This window comes from Lysobacter sp. F60174L2, assembly GCF_052547135.1.
Map to the genome: position 1 here is coordinate 1 of NZ_JBQWRA010000007.1, position 16,168 is coordinate 16,168.

Sequence of the window (16,168 nt, forward strand, 5' to 3'; positions counted from 1 at the left end):
GCCTGCGCTTCGCGATCCGCGAAGGCGGTCGCACCGTCGGCGCCGGCGTCGTCTCCAAGATCATCAAGTAAGCGTGTTGTTCCGGCCTTGCCGGAATAGCTGATGAAACGGTGGTGGCGGCGTAGGCCGCCGTCGCCTTTTTCGGAACCAGTCAATACGCCAGTAGCTCAATTGGCAGAGCAGCGGTCTCCAAAACCGCAGGTTGGGGGTTCGAGTCCCTCCTGGCGTGCCAAATGCGGAAGATCGATTGAACAGCAAGGTCGAACAACCCAGGTCCACCAACGCGGGTGACATCGCCAAGTACGCACTGGCGGTGTTGCTGGTCGCCGGCGGCGTGTTCGCCTACATCTGGTTCGAGCAGTGGCCGGGCGCGTTGCGCGCGCTGGCCGTGGTGGCCGGCCTGGTGGCGGGTACCGCGGTGTTCCTGTCCAGCCAGAAGGGCGGGCAGGCCCTCGAGTTCCTGTCGGAATCGCGTTTCGAGTTGCGCAAGGTGGTCTGGCCGACGCGCCAGGAGGCCATGCGCACCACGTGGGTGGTCGCATTGGCGGTGGTGATCCTCAGCCTGCTCCTGGCCGGTTTCGACGTGGTCATCCAGGCCGGCGTCAAGTGGCTGCTGGGACGTTAAGGAGATGACACAGGTGGAAAACGCCGACAACAGCCCCGTGGCCAATGCGGCCGACAACCGCCGCTGGTACGTGGTCCATGCCTATTCCGGCTTCGAGAAGTCGGTGGCCCAGGCGCTGCGGGATCGCATCGTGCGGGCGGAAATGCAGGACCGCTTCGGCGAGGTGCTGGTCCCGACTGAGGAAGTGGTGGAAATGCGCTCCGGCCAGAAGCGCCGTTCCGAGCGCAAGTTCTTCCCCGGCTACGTGCTGGTCCAGATCGCGACCCACGACGAGTCCGGCATCCCGCGGATCGACAGCGAGTGCTGGCATCTGATCAAGGAAACCCCGAAGGTGATGGGTTTCATCGGCGGCACCGCCGACCGCCCGCTGCCGATCGCCGACCACGAGGCCGACGCGATCCTGAACCGGGTCCAGGAAGGCGTCGCCAAGCCGAAGCCCAAGGTGCTGTTCGAGCCGGGCGAGATGGTCCGCGTCATCGACGGCCCGTTCAACGACTTCAACGGCGTGGTCGAGGAAATCAACTACGAGAAGAGCCGCCTGCGCGTGGCGGTGCTGATCTTCGGTCGCTCGACGCCGGTCGAACTCGCCTTCGGCCAGGTCGAAAAGGCCTGATATCTGAACGGCCTTGGCGCTGCGAGAACGGCGCCCTGAAAACCTGTATACTGCCCGGCTGCGCATGGCCGAGCCGTCCGCAAAATCCCGCAGCTGCCGCAAGGCGGCTGTCGGCGTAACAGTGATTTGATCGATTCGACGTGAAGCCGGGACACGTGATTTTCCCGGCGCGATGGGGAGCCTTGAACAGGCGCTTGCACCCGGAGAGCAAACCAAATGGCAAAGAAAGTAGTCGGCTATATCAAGCTGCAGGTCAAGGCCGGTCAGGCCAATCCGTCGCCGCCGGTGGGTCCCGCCCTCGGCCAGCGTGGCCTGAACATCATGGAGTTCTGCAAGGCGTTCAACGCGGCCACCTCGAAGCTCGAGCCGGGCCTGCCGACGCCGGTGATCATCACCGCGTACTCCGACCGTACCTTCACCTTCATCACCAAGAGCACCCCGGCCACCGTGCTGCTCAAGAAGGCCGCCGGCGTGACCAGCGGTTCCAAGCGCCCGAACACCGAGAAGGTGGGCAAGGTCACCCGCGCCCAGCTCGAAGAGATCGCCAAGCAGAAGGAAGCGGACCTGACCGCGGCCGACCTGGAAGCGGCGGTGCGCACGATCGCGGGTTCGGCCCGTGCCATGGGTTTGACGGTGGAGGGCTGAGAAGATGGCTATGACCAAGCGTGAGAAGGCCATCAAGGCCGCCGTCGTTCCGGGCAAGGCGTACGCCTTCGACGAAGCGATCAAGATCATCAAGACCGCCACCAAGGCCAAGTTCGTCGAGTCCGTCGACGTCGCCGTGCGCCTGGGCGTGGACGCCAAGAAGTCCGACCAGCAGGTGCGCGGCTCGACCGTGCTGCCGGCCGGTACCGGCAAGTCGGTGCGCGTGGCGGTGTTCGCCCCGGCCGGCGCCAAGGCCGACGAGGCCCTGGCCGCCGGCGCCGAGGCGGTCGGCATGGACGACCTGGCCGAGAAGATGCAGGCCGGCGACCTCAACTACGACGTCGTCATCGCGACCCCGGATGCGATGCGCGTGGTCGGCAAGCTCGGCCAGGTGCTCGGCCCGCGCGGCCTGATGCCGAACCCGAAGGTCGGTACCGTGTCGCCGAACCCGGCCGAAGCGGTCAAGGCCGCCAAGGGTGGCCAGGTCCGCTACCGCACCGACAAGGCCGGCATCATCCACTGCACCATCGGCAAGGCCGACTTCGACGACGGTTCGCTCAAGGGCAACCTCGAGGCGCTGCTGCTCGACCTGATCAAGGCCAAGCCGGCGACCGCCAAGGGCCAGTACCTGCAGAAGGTCGCGATCAGCTCGACCATGGGCCCCGGCGTGACTGTCGACCAGTCGACCCTGGTTTTGAAGTAAGCAAGAGATTTTGAGGGCATCGCGAAGGCTTCGGCCCGAGCGGTAGCCGTCAAAGACCGCAGGTGCGGTCAACGCCTACCGGCGACGGGCATGGAAGCTCGACATGGCAGGGAATCGCCGTCGGTGGAAACGGGACTGCTTAATCCGGACTTTCGGGTCGACCTGCGTAGATGGTGCCTTCTGGAAATTTTTCTGGAGTGGCCACCACCGGGACGCCGCAAGGCGTCTCCGATGCCAGGGACAGGCGTCGCCTAGGACCGCAAGCGGCAGGAGCCGTGAGCGGAATTCAATTGGAGGAGTGCAATGGCTCTCAATCTGTCCCAGAAGCAAGAAGTAGTCGCCGAGCTGGCAGACATCGCCGCCAAGGCCCACTCCTTGGTCGCAGCCGAGTACGCGGGCACCACGGTCAGTCAGATGACCGCGATGCGCAAGACGGCTCGTGAAACCGGTGTGTACTTGAAGGTTGTCAAGAACACGCTGGCGTCGCGCGCCGTGGCCGGTACCGAGTTCGAGGTCGTCAAGGACGTCCTGACCGGTCCGCTGCTGTATGCGTTCTCGCTGGAAGAACCCGGCGCTGCCGGGCGTCTGATCAAGGATGCCGCCAAGGGCAACGACAAGCTCAAGCCGCGCCTCGTGTCGGTGGAAGGCAAGCTGCTGCCGGCCGAGCACGTCGATGTACTGGCGTCGCTGCCGACCCGCGAGCAGGCGCTGTCCATGCTGGCACGCGTCCTGGCCGAGCCGGCCTCGATGTTCGCCCGCGTCGTCAAGGCCGTGGCCGACCAGCAGGGTGGTGGCGAAGCCGCTCCCGCCGAAGAAGCTGCCGCCGAAGCCTGATTCGCACACGCGACTCAACCACGATTCGTAAGATCAATTTTCCAGAGGTAATTACAATGTCCCTGTCCAACGATCAGATCGTCGACGCCGTCGCCGCCAAGTCGCTGATGGAAGTGATGGAGCTGGTGAAGGCCATCGAAGAGAAGTTCGGCGTCACCGCCGCTGCCCCGGTCATGATGGCCGCCGGTCCGGCCGCCGCCGGTGCCGCTGCCGAGGAGCAGACCGAGTTCAACGTCATCCTGAAGGACACCGGCGCCAAGAAGGTCGAGGTCATCAAGGCCGTCCGCGCCATCACCGGCCTGGGCCTGAAGGAAGCCAAGGACCTCGCCGAAGCCGGTGGCGTGGTGAAGGAAGGCGCTTCGAAGGAAGACGCCGAGAAGTTCAAGAAGGACCTCGAGGCCGCCGGCGCGACCGTCGAGCTGAAGTAAGCCGTACTTGCGTCGCCAGGCGTCATCGGCGACCACCTGAGGCTGGGGGCGTAAGCCCCCGGCCTTTGGCCGTTGTTGCAGCACTCTAAAAATGACACCCGAGTTGGTAGTTGGAAGTAGCAGGAGAGGGCGTGCTGGTGCCGGCAATACCAGCGACTTCCAAGTAGCAACTTCACGTTTCCCCCGGGCCCGCGGACGCGCGGTCCAATGAAAATCGAGGCGGTAGCCCCATGACCACAGCTTCCAAGACGACGGCTTCCACGGCCGACTACTCGTTCACCGAAAAGAAGCGCATCCGCAAGAACTTCGGCAAGCGCAAGTCGATCCTCGAAGTGCCCTTCCTGCTGGCGATCCAGGTCGATTCGTACCGCGCCTTCCTGCAGGAGGACGTCGAGTCTTCCCGGCGCGAGGACCGCGGCCTGCACGCCGCGCTGAAGTCGGTGTTCCCGATCTCCAGCTACAGCGGCAACGCCGCGCTGGAGTACGTGGGCTACAAGCTCGGCGAGCCGGCGTTCGACGAGCGCGAGTGCCGCCAGCGTGGCATGAGCTACGGCGCGCCGCTGCGCGTGACCGTGCGCCTGGTGATCTACGACCGCGAGTCGTCGACCAAGGCCATCAAGTACGTGAAGGAGCAGGAGGTCTACATGGGCGAGATCCCGCTCATGACCGGCAACGGCACCTTCATCGTCAACGGCACCGAGCGCGTCATCGTCTCGCAGCTGCACCGCAGCCCGGGCGTGTTCTTCGACCACGACCGCGGCAAGACCCACAGCTCCGGCAAGCTGCTGTACAGCGCCCGCATCATCCCGTACCGCGGCTCCTGGCTGGACTTCGAGTTCGACCCGAAGGACGGCCTGTTCACCCGCATCGACCGCCGCCGCAAGCTGCCGGTGACCATCCTGCTGCGTGCGCTGGGCTACACCAACGAAGAGATGCTGGCCGAGTTCTTCGAGGTCAACACCTTCCACATCGACCCGGCCGAAGGCGTGCAGCTGGAGCTGGTGCCCGAGCGCCTGCGCGGCGAGACCCTTGATTTCGACCTGGCCGATGGCGACAAGGTTATCGTCGAGGCGGGCCGCCGCATCACCGCGCGCCACGTCAAGCAGCTCGAGGCCGCCGGCATCGAGGCGCTGGCCGTGCCCGACGCCTACCTGGTCGGTCGCATCCTGTCCCACGACGTGGTCGACACCGCCACCGGCGAGCTGATCGCCGCGGCCAACGACGAGATCACCGAGGAGCAGCTGGAGCTGTTCCGCAAGGGTGGCATCGAGACCGTCGGCACGATCTGGACCAATGACCTGGACCGCGGTCCGTTCATCTCCAACACCCTGCGCATCGACCCGAGCAAGACCCAGCTCGAGGCGCTGGTCGAGATCTACCGGATGATGCGTCCGGGCGAGCCGCCGACCAAGGATGCCGCGCAGAACCTCTTCCACAACCTGTTCTTCACCTTCGACCGCTACGACCTGTCGGCCGTGGGCCGGATGAAGTTCAACCGCCGCATCGGCCGCAAGGAAACCACCGGCGCCTCGGTGCTGTACGACGCCCGGTACTACGCCGAGCGCAAGGACGAGGAGTCGAAGAAGCTGGTGGCCGAGTACGGCGACAGCTCCGACATCCTCGACGTGCTCAAGGTGCTGACCGAGATCCGCAACGGTCGCGGCGTGGTCGACGACATCGACCACCTCGGCAACCGTCGCGTGCGTTCGGTCGGCGAAATGGCCGAGAACACCTTCCGCGTCGGCCTGGTTCGCGTCGAGCGCGCGGTCAAGGAGCGGCTGTCGATGGCCGAGTCCGAAGGCCTGACCCCGCAGGAGCTGATCAACGCCAAGCCCGTCGCCGCCGCGATCAAGGAGTTCTTCGGCTCCTCGCAGCTGTCGCAGTTCATGGACCAGAACAACCCGCTGTCGGAGGTCACCCACAAGCGCCGCGTGTCGGCCCTGGGCCCGGGCGGCCTGACCCGCGAGCGCGCCGGCTTCGAGGTGCGCGACGTGCACCCGACCCACTACGGCCGCGTCTGCACGATCGAAACCCCGGAAGGCCCCAACATCGGCCTGATCAACTCGCTGGCGGTGTTCGCCCGAACCAACCGTTATGGCTTCCTCGAGACGCCGTACCGCAAGGTCGTGGACGGCAAGGTCACCGACGAGATCGAGTACCTGTCGGCGATCGAGGAGAACGAGTACGTCATCGCCCAGGCCAATGCGGCGCAGGACGAGAAGGGCAAGCTGTCGGCCCAGTTCGTCGCCTGCCGCTACCAGGGCGAGAACCTGCTGAAGCCGCCGAGCGAGATCCACTTCATGGACGTCTCGCCGATGCAGACCGTGTCGGTCGCGGCGGCGCTGGTGCCGTTCCTCGAGCACGATGATGCGAACCGCGCATTGATGGGCGCCAACATGCAGCGCCAGGCCGTGCCGACGCTGCGCTCGCAGAAGCCGCTGGTCGGCACCGGCATCGAGCGCGCCGTGGCGCGCGACTCGGGCGTGACCGTGAACGCCCTGCGTGGCGGCGTGATCGAGCAGATCGACGCCGGCCGCATCGTGGTCAAGGCCAACGAGGACGAGATCGTCGGCGCGGCGGATGCCGGCGTCGACATCTACAACCTGATCAAGTACACCCGCTCCAACCAGAACACCTGCATCAACCAGACCCCGCTGGTCAACGTGGGCGACGTGATCGCGCGCGGCGACGTGCTGGCCGATGGCCCGTCCACCGACATCGGTGAGCTGGCGCTCGGGCAGAACATGCTGGTCGCGTTCATGCCGTGGAACGGCTACAACTTCGAGGACTCGATCCTGCTGTCGGAGCGCGTCGTCCAGGAAGACCGCTACACCACGATCCACATCGAGGAGCTGACCGCGGTCGCGCGCGACACCAAGCTCGGGCCGGAGGAGATTTCCGCCGACATCCCGAACGTGTCCGAGCAGGCGCTCAACCGCCTCGACGAGTCCGGCGTGGTGTACATCGGCGCGGAAGTGCGTGCCGGCGACATCCTGGTCGGCAAGGTCACGCCCAAGGGCGAGAGCCAGCTGACCCCGGAAGAGAAGCTGCTGCGCGCGATCTTCGGCGAGAAGGCGTCCGACGTTAAGGACAGCTCGCTGCGCGTGCCGCCGGGCATGGACGGCACGGTCATCGACGTGCAGGTCTTCACCCGCGACGGCATCGAGAAGGACAAGCGCGCCCGCCAGATCGAGGAGAACGAGATCCGCCGGGTCAAGAAGGACTTCGACGACCAGTTCCGCATCCTCGAGGCGGCGATCTACAACCGTCTTCGCAGCCAGCTGATCGGCAAGGTCGCCAATGGCGGCGCCGGCCTGAAGAAGGGCGAGACGGTGACCTCGCTGGTGCTCGACGGCCTGAGCCGGAAGGACTGGTTCGGCCTGCGCATGAAGGACGACGACGCGGTCGAGGCGATCGAGCGCGCGCAGAAGCAGCTCGACACCCACGAGAAGGAGTTCGAGCGCCGCTTCGCCGACAAGCGCGGCAAGATCACCCAGGGCGACGACCTCGCCCCGGGCGTGCTGAAGATGGTCAAGGTGTTCCTGGCCGTCAAGCGCCGCATCCAGCCGGGCGACAAGATGGCCGGCCGCCACGGCAACAAGGGTGTCGTGTCGACCATCGTGCCGGTGCAGGACATGCCGTACATGGCCGATGGCCAGACCGTCGACATCGTCCTGAACCCGCTGGGCGTTCCGAGCCGAATGAACATCGGCCAGGTGCTGGAAGTCCACCTGGGCTGGGCCGCCAAGGGCCTGGGCCAGAAGATCCAGCGCATGATGGAAGCGCAGGCCAAGGTCGCCGAGCTGCGCAAGTTCCTCGACGAGATCTACAACCACGACACCAAGGTGGTCGGTGAGCGGGTCGACCTCAAGCAGTTCAGCGACAAGGAGCTGCTGGCCCTCGCGCAGAACCTGACCGACGGCGTGCCGATGGCCACGCCGGTGTTCGACGGTGCCGAGGAGTCGGAGATCAAGGCGATGCTGAAGCTGGCCGACCTGCCCGAGAGCGGCCAGACCGTGCTGCACGACGGTCGCACCGGCGAGGCGTTCGAGCGCGAGGTCACGGTCGGCTACATGCACATGCTGAAGCTGAACCACCTGGTCGACGACAAGATGCACGCGCGTTCGACCGGTCCGTACTCGCTCGTCACCCAGCAGCCGCTGGGCGGCAAGGCGCAGTTCGGCGGCCAGCGCTTCGGCGAGATGGAAGTCTGGGCGCTGGAAGCCTACGGCGCGGCCTACACCCTGCAGGAAATGCTGACGGTGAAGTCCGACGACGTGCAGGGCCGCAACCAGATGTACAAGAACATCGTCGACGGCGAGTACGAAATGGTGGCCGGCATGCCGGAGTCCTTCAACGTGCTGGTGAAGGAAATCCGTTCGCTCGCGATCAACATGGAACTCGAAGAGACCAAGTGATCGCTGGCGACTGATACCGACACCCGAGGAAAGAGCGCGGCAGGCGCACACCGCCTGCCGCAGCCTGAAAGCCTTCAAGGACGAAGGTTTTCGATACTGGAGAATTCCTGATGAAAGACTTGCTCAACCTGTTCAACCAGCAGCGTCCCGCGCTTGACTTCGATGCGATCAAGATCGCGTTGGCGTCGCCGGACCTGATCCGTTCGTGGTCCTTCGGCGAGGTCAAGAAGCCCGAGACCATCAACTACCGCACCTTCAAGCCCGAGCGCGACGGCCTGTTCTGCGCGGCCATCTTCGGGCCGATCAAGGACTACGAGTGCCTGTGTGGCAAGTACAAGCGCATGAAGCACCGCGGCGTGGTCTGCGAGAAGTGTGGCACCGAGGTCACCCTGGCCAAGGTCCGCCGCGAGCGCATGGGCCACATCGACCTGGCATCGCCGGTCGCGCACATCTGGTTCCTCAAGTCGCTGCCCAGCCGCATCGGCCTGATGCTGGACATGACCCTGCGCGACATCGAGCGGATCCTGTACTTCGAGGCGTTCGTCGTCACCGAGCCGGGCCTGACCCCGTTCGAGCGCGGCCAGCTGCTCAATGAAGAGCAGTTCATGCAGGCGCGCCAGGAGCACGGCGACGACTTCGAGGCCGCGATGGGCGCCGAGGCCGTCTACGACCTGCTGCGCACGATCGATCTGCAGTCCGAGATGGTGCAGCTGAAGGAAGACATCGCCGCCACCGGTTCGGAAACCAAGCTCAAGCGCCTGACCAAGCGGGTCAAGCTGGTCGAGGCCTTCATCGAGTCGGGCAACAAGCCCGAGTGGATGATCATGACCGTGCTGCCGGTGCTGCCGCCGGACCTGCGTCCGCTGGTGCCGCTGGACGGTGGCCGCTTCGCGACCTCCGACCTCAACGACCTGTACCGCCGCGTCATCAACCGCAACAACCGCCTGCGCCGCCTGCTCGAGCTCAACGCGCCGGAAATCATCGTGCGCAACGAGAAGCGCATGCTGCAGGAGTCGGTCGATGCGCTGATGGACAACGGCCGCCGCGGCCGTGCCATCACCGGCACCAATAAGCGCCCGCTCAAGTCGCTGGCCGACATGATCAAGGGCAAGCAGGGCCGCTTCCGCCAGAACCTGCTCGGCAAGCGCGTCGACTACTCCGGCCGTTCGGTGATTGTCGTTGGGCCCTACCTCAAGCTGCACCAGTGCGGCCTGCCCAAGAAGATGGCGTTGGAGCTGTTCAAGCCCTTCATCTTCGCCAAGCTGCAGCGCCGTGGCCTGGCCACCACCATCAAGGCCGCCAAGAAGCTGGTCGAGCGTGAAGAGGCGGAAGTCTGGGACATCCTGGAAGAAGTCATCCGCGAGCATCCGGTCCTGCTGAACCGTGCGCCGACCCTGCATCGCCTGGGTATCCAGGCGTTCGAGCCGGTGCTGATCGAGGGCAAGGCGATCCAGCTGCACCCGCTGGTCTGCACCGCGTTCAACGCCGACTTCGACGGTGACCAGATGGCCGTCCACGTGCCGCTCTCGCTGGAAGCCCAGCTTGAAGCGCGCGCGCTGATGATGGCGTCCAACAACATCCTGTCGCCGGCCAACGGCGAGCCGATCATCGTGCCGTCGCAGGACGTCGTGCTCGGCCTGTACTACATGACCCGTGCGCTGGAGAACAAGGCGGGCGAGGGCATGGCGTTCGCCAACGTCGCCGAGGTCAAGCGCGCCTACGACAACCGCGTCGTGCAGCTGCACGCCAAGGTCAAGGTCCGCATCACCGAGTCGGTGATCGGCGAGGACGGCGAGCGCAGCAACAAGACCTCGATCGTGGACACCACGGTCGGTCGCGCCCTGCTGCACGAAATCCTGCCGGAGGGCCTGCCGTTCGCGCTGGCCAACGTCGAGCTGACCAAGAAGAACATCAGCCGCCTGATCAACTCCAGCTACCGCCTGCTGGGCCTGAAGGACACGGTCGTGTTCGCCGACCAGCTGATGTACACCGGCTTCGCCTACGCGACCCGCGCCGGCGTCTCGATCGGCATCGACGACATGACCATCCCGGACGAGAAGAAGGGCATCCTCGACGAGGCCGAGTCCGAGGTGCTGGAAATCCAGGAGCAGTACCAGTCGGGCCTGGTCACCGCCGGCGAGCGCTACAACAAGGTGGTCGACATCTGGTCGCGCACCAACGAACGCGTGGCCAAGGCGATGATGGACGCGATCGGCACCGACACCGTGACCAACGCCAAGGGCGAGAAGGTCGCGCAGAAGTCGATGAACTCGGTCTACATCATGGCCGACTCCGGCGCGCGTGGTTCGCAGGCGCAGATCCGCCAGCTGGCCGGCATGCGCGGCCTGATGGCCAAGCCGGACGGCTCCATCATCGAGACCCCGATCACCTCGAACTTCCGCGAGGGCCTGAACGTCCAGCAGTACTTCATCTCGACCCACGGCGCCCGCAAGGGCCTCGCGGACACCGCGCTGAAGACCGCCAACTCCGGTTACCTCACCCGCCGCCTGGTCGACGTGGCGCAGGACGTGGTGATCACCGAGACCGACTGCGGCACGCTCGACGGCCTGATGATGACCCCGATCGTCGAAGGCGGCGACGTGGTCGAGCCGTTGCGCGACCGCGTGCTGGGTCGTGTCGTCGCCGAGGACGTGTTCCTGCCGGGCAACGACGAGGATCCGATCGTCACCCGCAACACCCTGCTCGACGAGGCCTGGGTGCAGAAGCTCGAGGACGCCAGCGTGCAGGCGGTCAAGGTGCGTTCGACCATCACCTGCCAGTCCGCGTTCGGCGTCTGCTCGCACTGCTATGGCCGTGACCTCGGCCGTGGCCACCTGGTCAACCATGGCGAGGCGGTCGGCGTGGTTGCCGCGCAGTCCATCGGCGAGCCGGGCACGCAGCTGACCATGCGTACGTTCCACATCGGTGGTGCGGCGTCGCGTGCGGCGGCCATCGACAACGTCACGGTCAAGACCACCGGTTCGATCAAGTTCAACAACCTCAAGCACGTGCAGCACGCCAACGGCCACCTGGTCGCGGTGTCGCGCTCGGGCGAGTTGTCGGTGCTCGACAACCACGGCCGCGAGCGCGAGCGCTACAAGCTGCCGTACGGTGCGACGGTTTCGGTCAAGGACGGCGGCGAGATCAAGGCCGGCCAGCAGGTCGCCAACTGGGATCCGCACAACCATCCGATCGTGTCGGAAGTCGCCGGTTTCCTGCGCTTCATCGACTTCGTCGACGGCGTGACCGTGATCGAGAAGACCGACGAGCTGACCGGCCTGGCGTCGCGCGAGATCACCGATCCGAAGCGTCGTGGATCCGCCGCCAAGGACCTGCGTCCGATCGTCCGGATCGTCGACAAGAAGGGCAACGACCTCAACATCCCGGGCACCGACCTGCCGGCGCAGTACCTGCTGCCGCCGCGCTCGGTCGTCAACCTGCAGGATGGCGCGGCCGTGGGCGTCGGCGACGTGGTCGCCAAGATCCCGCAGGAAGCGTCCAAGACCCGCGACATCACCGGTGGTCTGCCGCGCGTGGCCGACCTGTTCGAGGCGCGCAAGCCGAAGGATCCGGCGGTGCTGGCCGAGCGTTCGGGCATCGTCAGCTTCGGCAAGGACACCAAGGGCAAGCAGCGCCTGATCATCAAGGACGCCTCGGGTGACGAGCACGAGGAGCTGATCCCGAAGTACCGCCAGATCATCGTGTTCGAAGGCGAGCACGTGGAGAAGGGCGAGACCGTGGTGGACGGCGAGCCGACCCCGCAGGACATCCTGCGCCTGCTCGGCGTCGAGCCGCTGGCGGTGTACCTGACCAAGGAAATCCAGGACGTCTACCGCCTGCAGGGCGTGAAGATCAACGACAAGCACATCGAGGTGATCGTCCGCCAGATGCTGCGCAAGGTCGAGATCACCGACCAGGGCGACAGCAAGTTCCTGCACGGCGAGCAGGTCGAGCGCCAGCGTTTCGTCGAGGAGCACGCACGCGTGGCTGCCCGCAACGAGATCGTGCCGCAGTTCGACCCGGTGCTGCTGGGCATCACCAAGGCCTCGCTGGCGACCGAGTCGTTCATCTCGGCCGCGTCGTTCCAGGAGACCACCCGCGTGCTGACCGAGGCCGCCGTGCGCGGTACCCGCGATGGCCTGCGTGGCCTGAAGGAGAACGTCATCGTGGGTCGCCTGATCCCGGCCGGTACCGGCCTGGCGTACCACACGCAGCGCCGCAAGAACGCCTCCGGCCTGACCGAGTCCGAGATGGAGGCCCTGGCGGCCCCGGTCTCGGCCGGTGCGGACGAGGTTGCGGATGTCGCGGGCGAGGAGTCCGGCGCCGCATAAGGTTCGGTTGTACGCGGCCTCCTGGTGGGGCTGCCCCAGATCACCAAAAGAGGCGCACGGAGCGCCTCGTGTTGGGCCCAGGGAAGGGCGGGATCATCGGAATATCGCGGGGTCGCGGGCGCTGAGTCCCGGCCCCGCCGATTTCGAATTGTTTGCGTTTGACGGCGACGTTTTGCGCAGGCTATACTTTTCCGTCTCGGTGGGCCGGGTGTATCCGGCTTGCCGTTCGTTTTCACGCAGGGCCCGCTCAGCGACCACGCCTAACGGCAGGCAAGCAGCACGGCCTTCATCAAAGAGCATCAGATGGCGACGATCAATCAGCTGGTCCGCAAGCCGCGGCAGGCGCCGACCTTCAAGAGCACCTCCCCGGCGCTCGAGAACTGCCCGCAGCGCCGTGGCGTCTGCACCCGTGTCTACACCACCACACCGAAGAAGCCGAACTCGGCGATGCGGAAGGTGGCCAAGGTGCGCCTGACCAACGGTTACGAGGTCATCTCGTACATCGGCGGCGAAGGCCACAACCTGCAGGAGCACTCGGTGGTGCTGATCCGCGGCGGTCGCGTCAAGGACCTGCCCGGCGTGCGTTACCACACCGTGCGCGGTGCGCTCGATGCCGCCGGCGTCGCCAAGCGTCGCCAGCGTCGCTCCAAGTACGGCGCCAAGCGCCCGAAGTCCTGAGGAATTTGATCCATGTCGCGTAAAGGTTCCGCCCCGCAGCGTTCGGTCCTGCCTGATCCCAAGCATGGCAGCGAGACGATCGCGCGTTTCATCAATATGGTCATGCTGAGCGGCAAGAAGTCGGTCGCCGAGAAGATCGTCTATGGCGCCATGGATGTGATCGGGGAGAAGAACCCGAACGTCCTGGAGCTGGTCGAGAAGGCGCTCGGCAACATCTCGCCGACGGTCGAGGTCAAGTCACGCCGCGTCGGTGGCTCCACCTACCAGGTGCCGGTCGAGGTTCGCGCGTCGCGCCGCATGGCGCTGGCGATGCGCTGGCTGATCGAGTCCGCCCGCAAGCGTGGCGAGAACACCATGCCGCGCAAGCTCGCCGCCGAACTGATGGATGCCGCGGAAAGCCGTGGCGGTGCCGTCAAGAAGCGTGAAGAGACCCACCGCATGGCGGAAGCGAACAAGGCGTTCGCGCACTACCGCTGGTGATCCAAGCGTCCCGGTTGCATTAGCGGCCGGGGCGTTCCGCAGCACCTCCGGTGCTGTCGCGGCGGCGCGATCGCCGTCATGCGAACCGGAAGCCGCCGTGAGGCGGCGTCCGGCCATCTGCAGTTCGTAAAAACGAACTCGTAAACACGAACCTACAATACGAGAGGGTCCCGTGGCTCGCACCACTCCCATCGAGCGTTACCGCAACTTCGGCATCATGGCCCACATCGATGCCGGCAAGACCACCACGTCCGAACGCATCCTGTTCTACACCGGTGTCAGCCACAAGATCGGCGAAGTCCACGACGGCGCCGCGACCATGGACTGGATGGAGCAGGAGCAGGAGCGCGGCATCACGATCACGTCCGCGGCGACCACCGCGTTCTGGTCGGGCATGGACAAGTCGCTGCCGCAGCACCGCTTCAACATCATCGACACCCCCGGGCACGTCGACTTCACCATCGAGGTGGAGCGTTCGCTGCGCGTGCTCGACGGCGCGGTGTTCGTGCTGTGCGCGGTCGGTGGCGTGCAGCCGCAGTCCGAGACCGTCTGGCGCCAGGCCAACAAGTACAAGGTGCCGCGCCTTGCGTTCGTCAACAAGATGGACCGCACCGGCGCCAACTTCGACAAGGTCGTCGAGCAGCTGAAGACGCGCCTGGGTGCCTACCCTGTGCCGATGCAGGTGCCGGTCGGCGCCGAGGACGGCTTCGACGGCGTCATCGACCTGCTCAAGATGAAGCGCATCCATTGGGATACCGCGTCCCAGGGCACCGTGTTCGAGTACGGCGATATCCCCGCCGACCTGCTCGACAAGGCCACCGAAGCGCGCGCGTTCATGGTCGAGGCCGCGGCCGAGACCAGTGAAGAGCTGATGGACAAGTACCTCAACGACGGCGACCTGTCGGAGGCCGAGATCATCGCCGGCCTGCGTGCCGGTACGCTGGCGACCTCGATCATCCCGGTGTTCTGCGGTACCGCGTTCAAGAACAAGGGCGTGCAGGCCATGCTCGACGGCGTGATCCAGCTGCTGCCGTCGCCGTCCGATCGTCCGCCGGTTTCCGGCATCGACGAGAACGAGAAGGAAGACAGCCGCAAGGCGCTCGATTCCGAGCCGTTCTCGGCGCTGGCGTTCAAGATCATGACCGATCCGTACGTCGGTTCGCTGACCTTCTTCCGGGTCTACTCGGGCGTGCTCAATTCCGGCGACGCGGTGTTCAACCCGGTCAAGTCCAAGAAGGAGCGGGTGGGTCGCATCCTGCAGATGCACTCCAACAACCGCGAGGAGATCAAGGAAGTCCGCGCCGGCGATATCGCCGCGGCGGTCGGCCTGAAGGACGTCACCACCGGTGACACCCTGTGCGCCCAGGACCACATCATCACGCTTGAGCGGATGGTGTTCCCGGAGCCGGTCATCTCGATGGCGGTGGAGCCCAAGACCAAGTCCGACCAGGAGAAGATGGGCCTGGCGCTGGGTCGCCTGGCGCAGGAGGATCCGTCGTTCCGCGTGCGTACCGACGAAGAGTCCGGCCAGACCATCATCTCGGGCATGGGCGAGTTGCACCTGGACATCCTGGTCGACCGCATGAAGCGCGAGTTCAACGTCGAGGCCAACGTCGGCAAGCCGCAGGTCGCCTACCGCGAGACCATCCGCAAGGCGGTCAAGGCCGAAGGTAAGTTCGTGCGCCAGTCCGGCGGCAAGGGCCAGTTCGGCCACGTCTGGCTCGAGATCGAGCCCAACGAGACCGGCGGCGGCTACGTGTTCGAGAACGCGATCGTCGGCGGCGTCGTGCCGAAGGAATACATCCCGGCGGTCGACAAGGGCATCCAGGAAGCGGTCGCCAACGGCCTGATGGCCGGCTACCCGATCGTCGACGTCAAGGTGAAGCTGGTCGACGGTTCGTACCACGAGGTCGACTCCTCCGAAATGGCGTTCAAGATCGCCGGCTCGATGGGCTTCAAGGAAGGTTTCAACAAGGCCAACCCGGTCCTGCTGGAGCCGATCATGAAGGTCGAGATCGTGACGCCGGAGGAGTACCTCGGCGACGTGATGGGCGACGTCAGCCGTCGTCGCGGCATCCTGCAGGGCCAGGACGACACCCCGTCGGGCAAGGTCATCAACGCGATGCTGCCGCTGGGCGAGATGTTCGGCTACGCGACGTCGCTGCGTTCGATGTCGCAGGGCCGCGCCACCTTCACGATGGAGTTCGACCACTACGCCGAGGCGCCGACCAACATCGCCGAGGCGGTGGTCAAGAAGAACTGATGCACCGGCCGGCGGCCCCGGGCCGCCGGTCATTCCCAACAAGATCAACAGACAAAGTTCAGAGGTAGACAGTCATGGCCAAGGGTAAGTTCGAGCGCACCAAGCCGCACGTGAACGTCGGCACGATCGGTCACGTCGACCACGGCAAGA

Annotated in this window: 11 protein-coding genes, 1 tRNA gene and 1 pseudogene; all 13 read left to right on the plus strand. The window is 65.5% G+C overall.

Annotated elements, in window-relative coordinates:
* Nucleotides 1-71, plus strand: a pseudogene (locus ACT9AS_RS14390) (hypothetical protein); the annotation flags it as partial.
* 85 nt (nt 72-156) lie between these two features.
* A tRNA-Trp gene (locus ACT9AS_RS14395) sits at nt 157-232 on the plus strand.
* 15 nt (nt 233-247) lie between these two features.
* A complete protein-coding gene (secE, locus tag ACT9AS_RS14400) occupies nt 248-625 on the plus strand; it encodes a preprotein translocase subunit SecE (RefSeq protein ID WP_445100852.1) in 378 nt (125 codons plus the stop codon).
* Between the two features lie 4 nt (nt 626-629).
* Nucleotides 630-1,238, plus strand: a complete 609-nt coding sequence (gene nusG, locus ACT9AS_RS14405; protein ID WP_445100853.1) for a transcription termination/antitermination protein NusG — start codon at nt 630-632, stop codon at nt 1,236-1,238.
* A gap of 216 nt (nt 1,239-1,454) precedes the next feature.
* Entirely contained in the window at nt 1,455-1,883 is a 429-nt protein-coding gene (rplK, locus tag ACT9AS_RS14410; RefSeq protein WP_445100854.1) for a 50S ribosomal protein L11, read from the plus strand.
* 4 nt (nt 1,884-1,887) lie between these two features.
* Entirely contained in the window at nt 1,888-2,586 is a 699-nt protein-coding gene (rplA, locus tag ACT9AS_RS14415; RefSeq protein WP_445100855.1) for a 50S ribosomal protein L1, read from the plus strand.
* Between the two features lie 303 nt (nt 2,587-2,889).
* Nucleotides 2,890-3,420, plus strand: a complete 531-nt coding sequence (rplJ, locus tag ACT9AS_RS14420; RefSeq protein WP_445100856.1) for a 50S ribosomal protein L10 — start codon at nt 2,890-2,892, stop codon at nt 3,418-3,420.
* A gap of 56 nt (nt 3,421-3,476) precedes the next feature.
* The gene (gene rplL / locus ACT9AS_RS14425; RefSeq protein WP_445100857.1) at nt 3,477-3,848 is read left to right on the plus strand and encodes a 50S ribosomal protein L7/L12; all 372 of its coding nucleotides are present in this window, start codon (nt 3,477-3,479) and stop codon (nt 3,846-3,848) included.
* A gap of 230 nt (nt 3,849-4,078) precedes the next feature.
* Nucleotides 4,079-8,266 carry a DNA-directed RNA polymerase subunit beta gene (gene rpoB / locus ACT9AS_RS14430; RefSeq protein WP_445100858.1) on the plus strand — a complete coding sequence of 1,396 codons (4,188 nt, stop codon included), beginning with the start codon at nt 4,079-4,081 and terminating at the stop codon, nt 8,264-8,266.
* 110 nt (nt 8,267-8,376) lie between these two features.
* Nucleotides 8,377-12,597, plus strand: a complete 4,221-nt coding sequence (gene rpoC / locus ACT9AS_RS14435) for a DNA-directed RNA polymerase subunit beta' (protein ID WP_445100859.1) — start codon at nt 8,377-8,379, stop codon at nt 12,595-12,597.
* A 303-nt stretch (nt 12,598-12,900) separates the two neighbouring features.
* Nucleotides 12,901-13,275: a 30S ribosomal protein S12 gene (gene rpsL, locus ACT9AS_RS14440; RefSeq protein WP_078759418.1), complete on the plus strand. Its 375-nt coding sequence runs from the start codon at nt 12,901-12,903 to the stop codon at nt 13,273-13,275.
* A 12-nt stretch (nt 13,276-13,287) separates the two neighbouring features.
* Nucleotides 13,288-13,755, plus strand: a complete 468-nt coding sequence (gene rpsG / locus ACT9AS_RS14445) for a 30S ribosomal protein S7 (protein WP_332618339.1) — start codon at nt 13,288-13,290, stop codon at nt 13,753-13,755.
* A 172-nt stretch (nt 13,756-13,927) separates the two neighbouring features.
* The gene (gene fusA, locus ACT9AS_RS14450) at nt 13,928-16,018 is read left to right on the plus strand and encodes an elongation factor G (RefSeq protein WP_445100860.1); all 2,091 of its coding nucleotides are present in this window, start codon (nt 13,928-13,930) and stop codon (nt 16,016-16,018) included.
* Nucleotides 16,019-16,168: the final 150 nt, after the last annotated feature.

Coding starts and splice junctions, on each gene's coding strand:
- nusG (WP_445100853.1), top strand. CDS start 630: ATGACACAGGTGGAAAACGCCGACAACAGCCCCGTGGCCAATGCGGCC.
- rplK (WP_445100854.1), top strand. CDS start 1,455: ATGGCAAAGAAAGTAGTCGGCTATATCAAGCTGCAGGTCAAGGCCGGT.
- rplA (WP_445100855.1), top strand. CDS start 1,888: ATGGCTATGACCAAGCGTGAGAAGGCCATCAAGGCCGCCGTCGTTCCG.
- rplJ (WP_445100856.1), top strand. CDS start 2,890: ATGGCTCTCAATCTGTCCCAGAAGCAAGAAGTAGTCGCCGAGCTGGCA.
- rplL (WP_445100857.1), top strand. CDS start 3,477: ATGTCCCTGTCCAACGATCAGATCGTCGACGCCGTCGCCGCCAAGTCG.
- rpoB (WP_445100858.1), top strand. CDS start 4,079: ATGACCACAGCTTCCAAGACGACGGCTTCCACGGCCGACTACTCGTTC.
- rpoC (WP_445100859.1), top strand. CDS start 8,377: ATGAAAGACTTGCTCAACCTGTTCAACCAGCAGCGTCCCGCGCTTGAC.
- rpsL (WP_078759418.1), top strand. CDS start 12,901: ATGGCGACGATCAATCAGCTGGTCCGCAAGCCGCGGCAGGCGCCGACC.
- rpsG (WP_332618339.1), top strand. CDS start 13,288: ATGTCGCGTAAAGGTTCCGCCCCGCAGCGTTCGGTCCTGCCTGATCCC.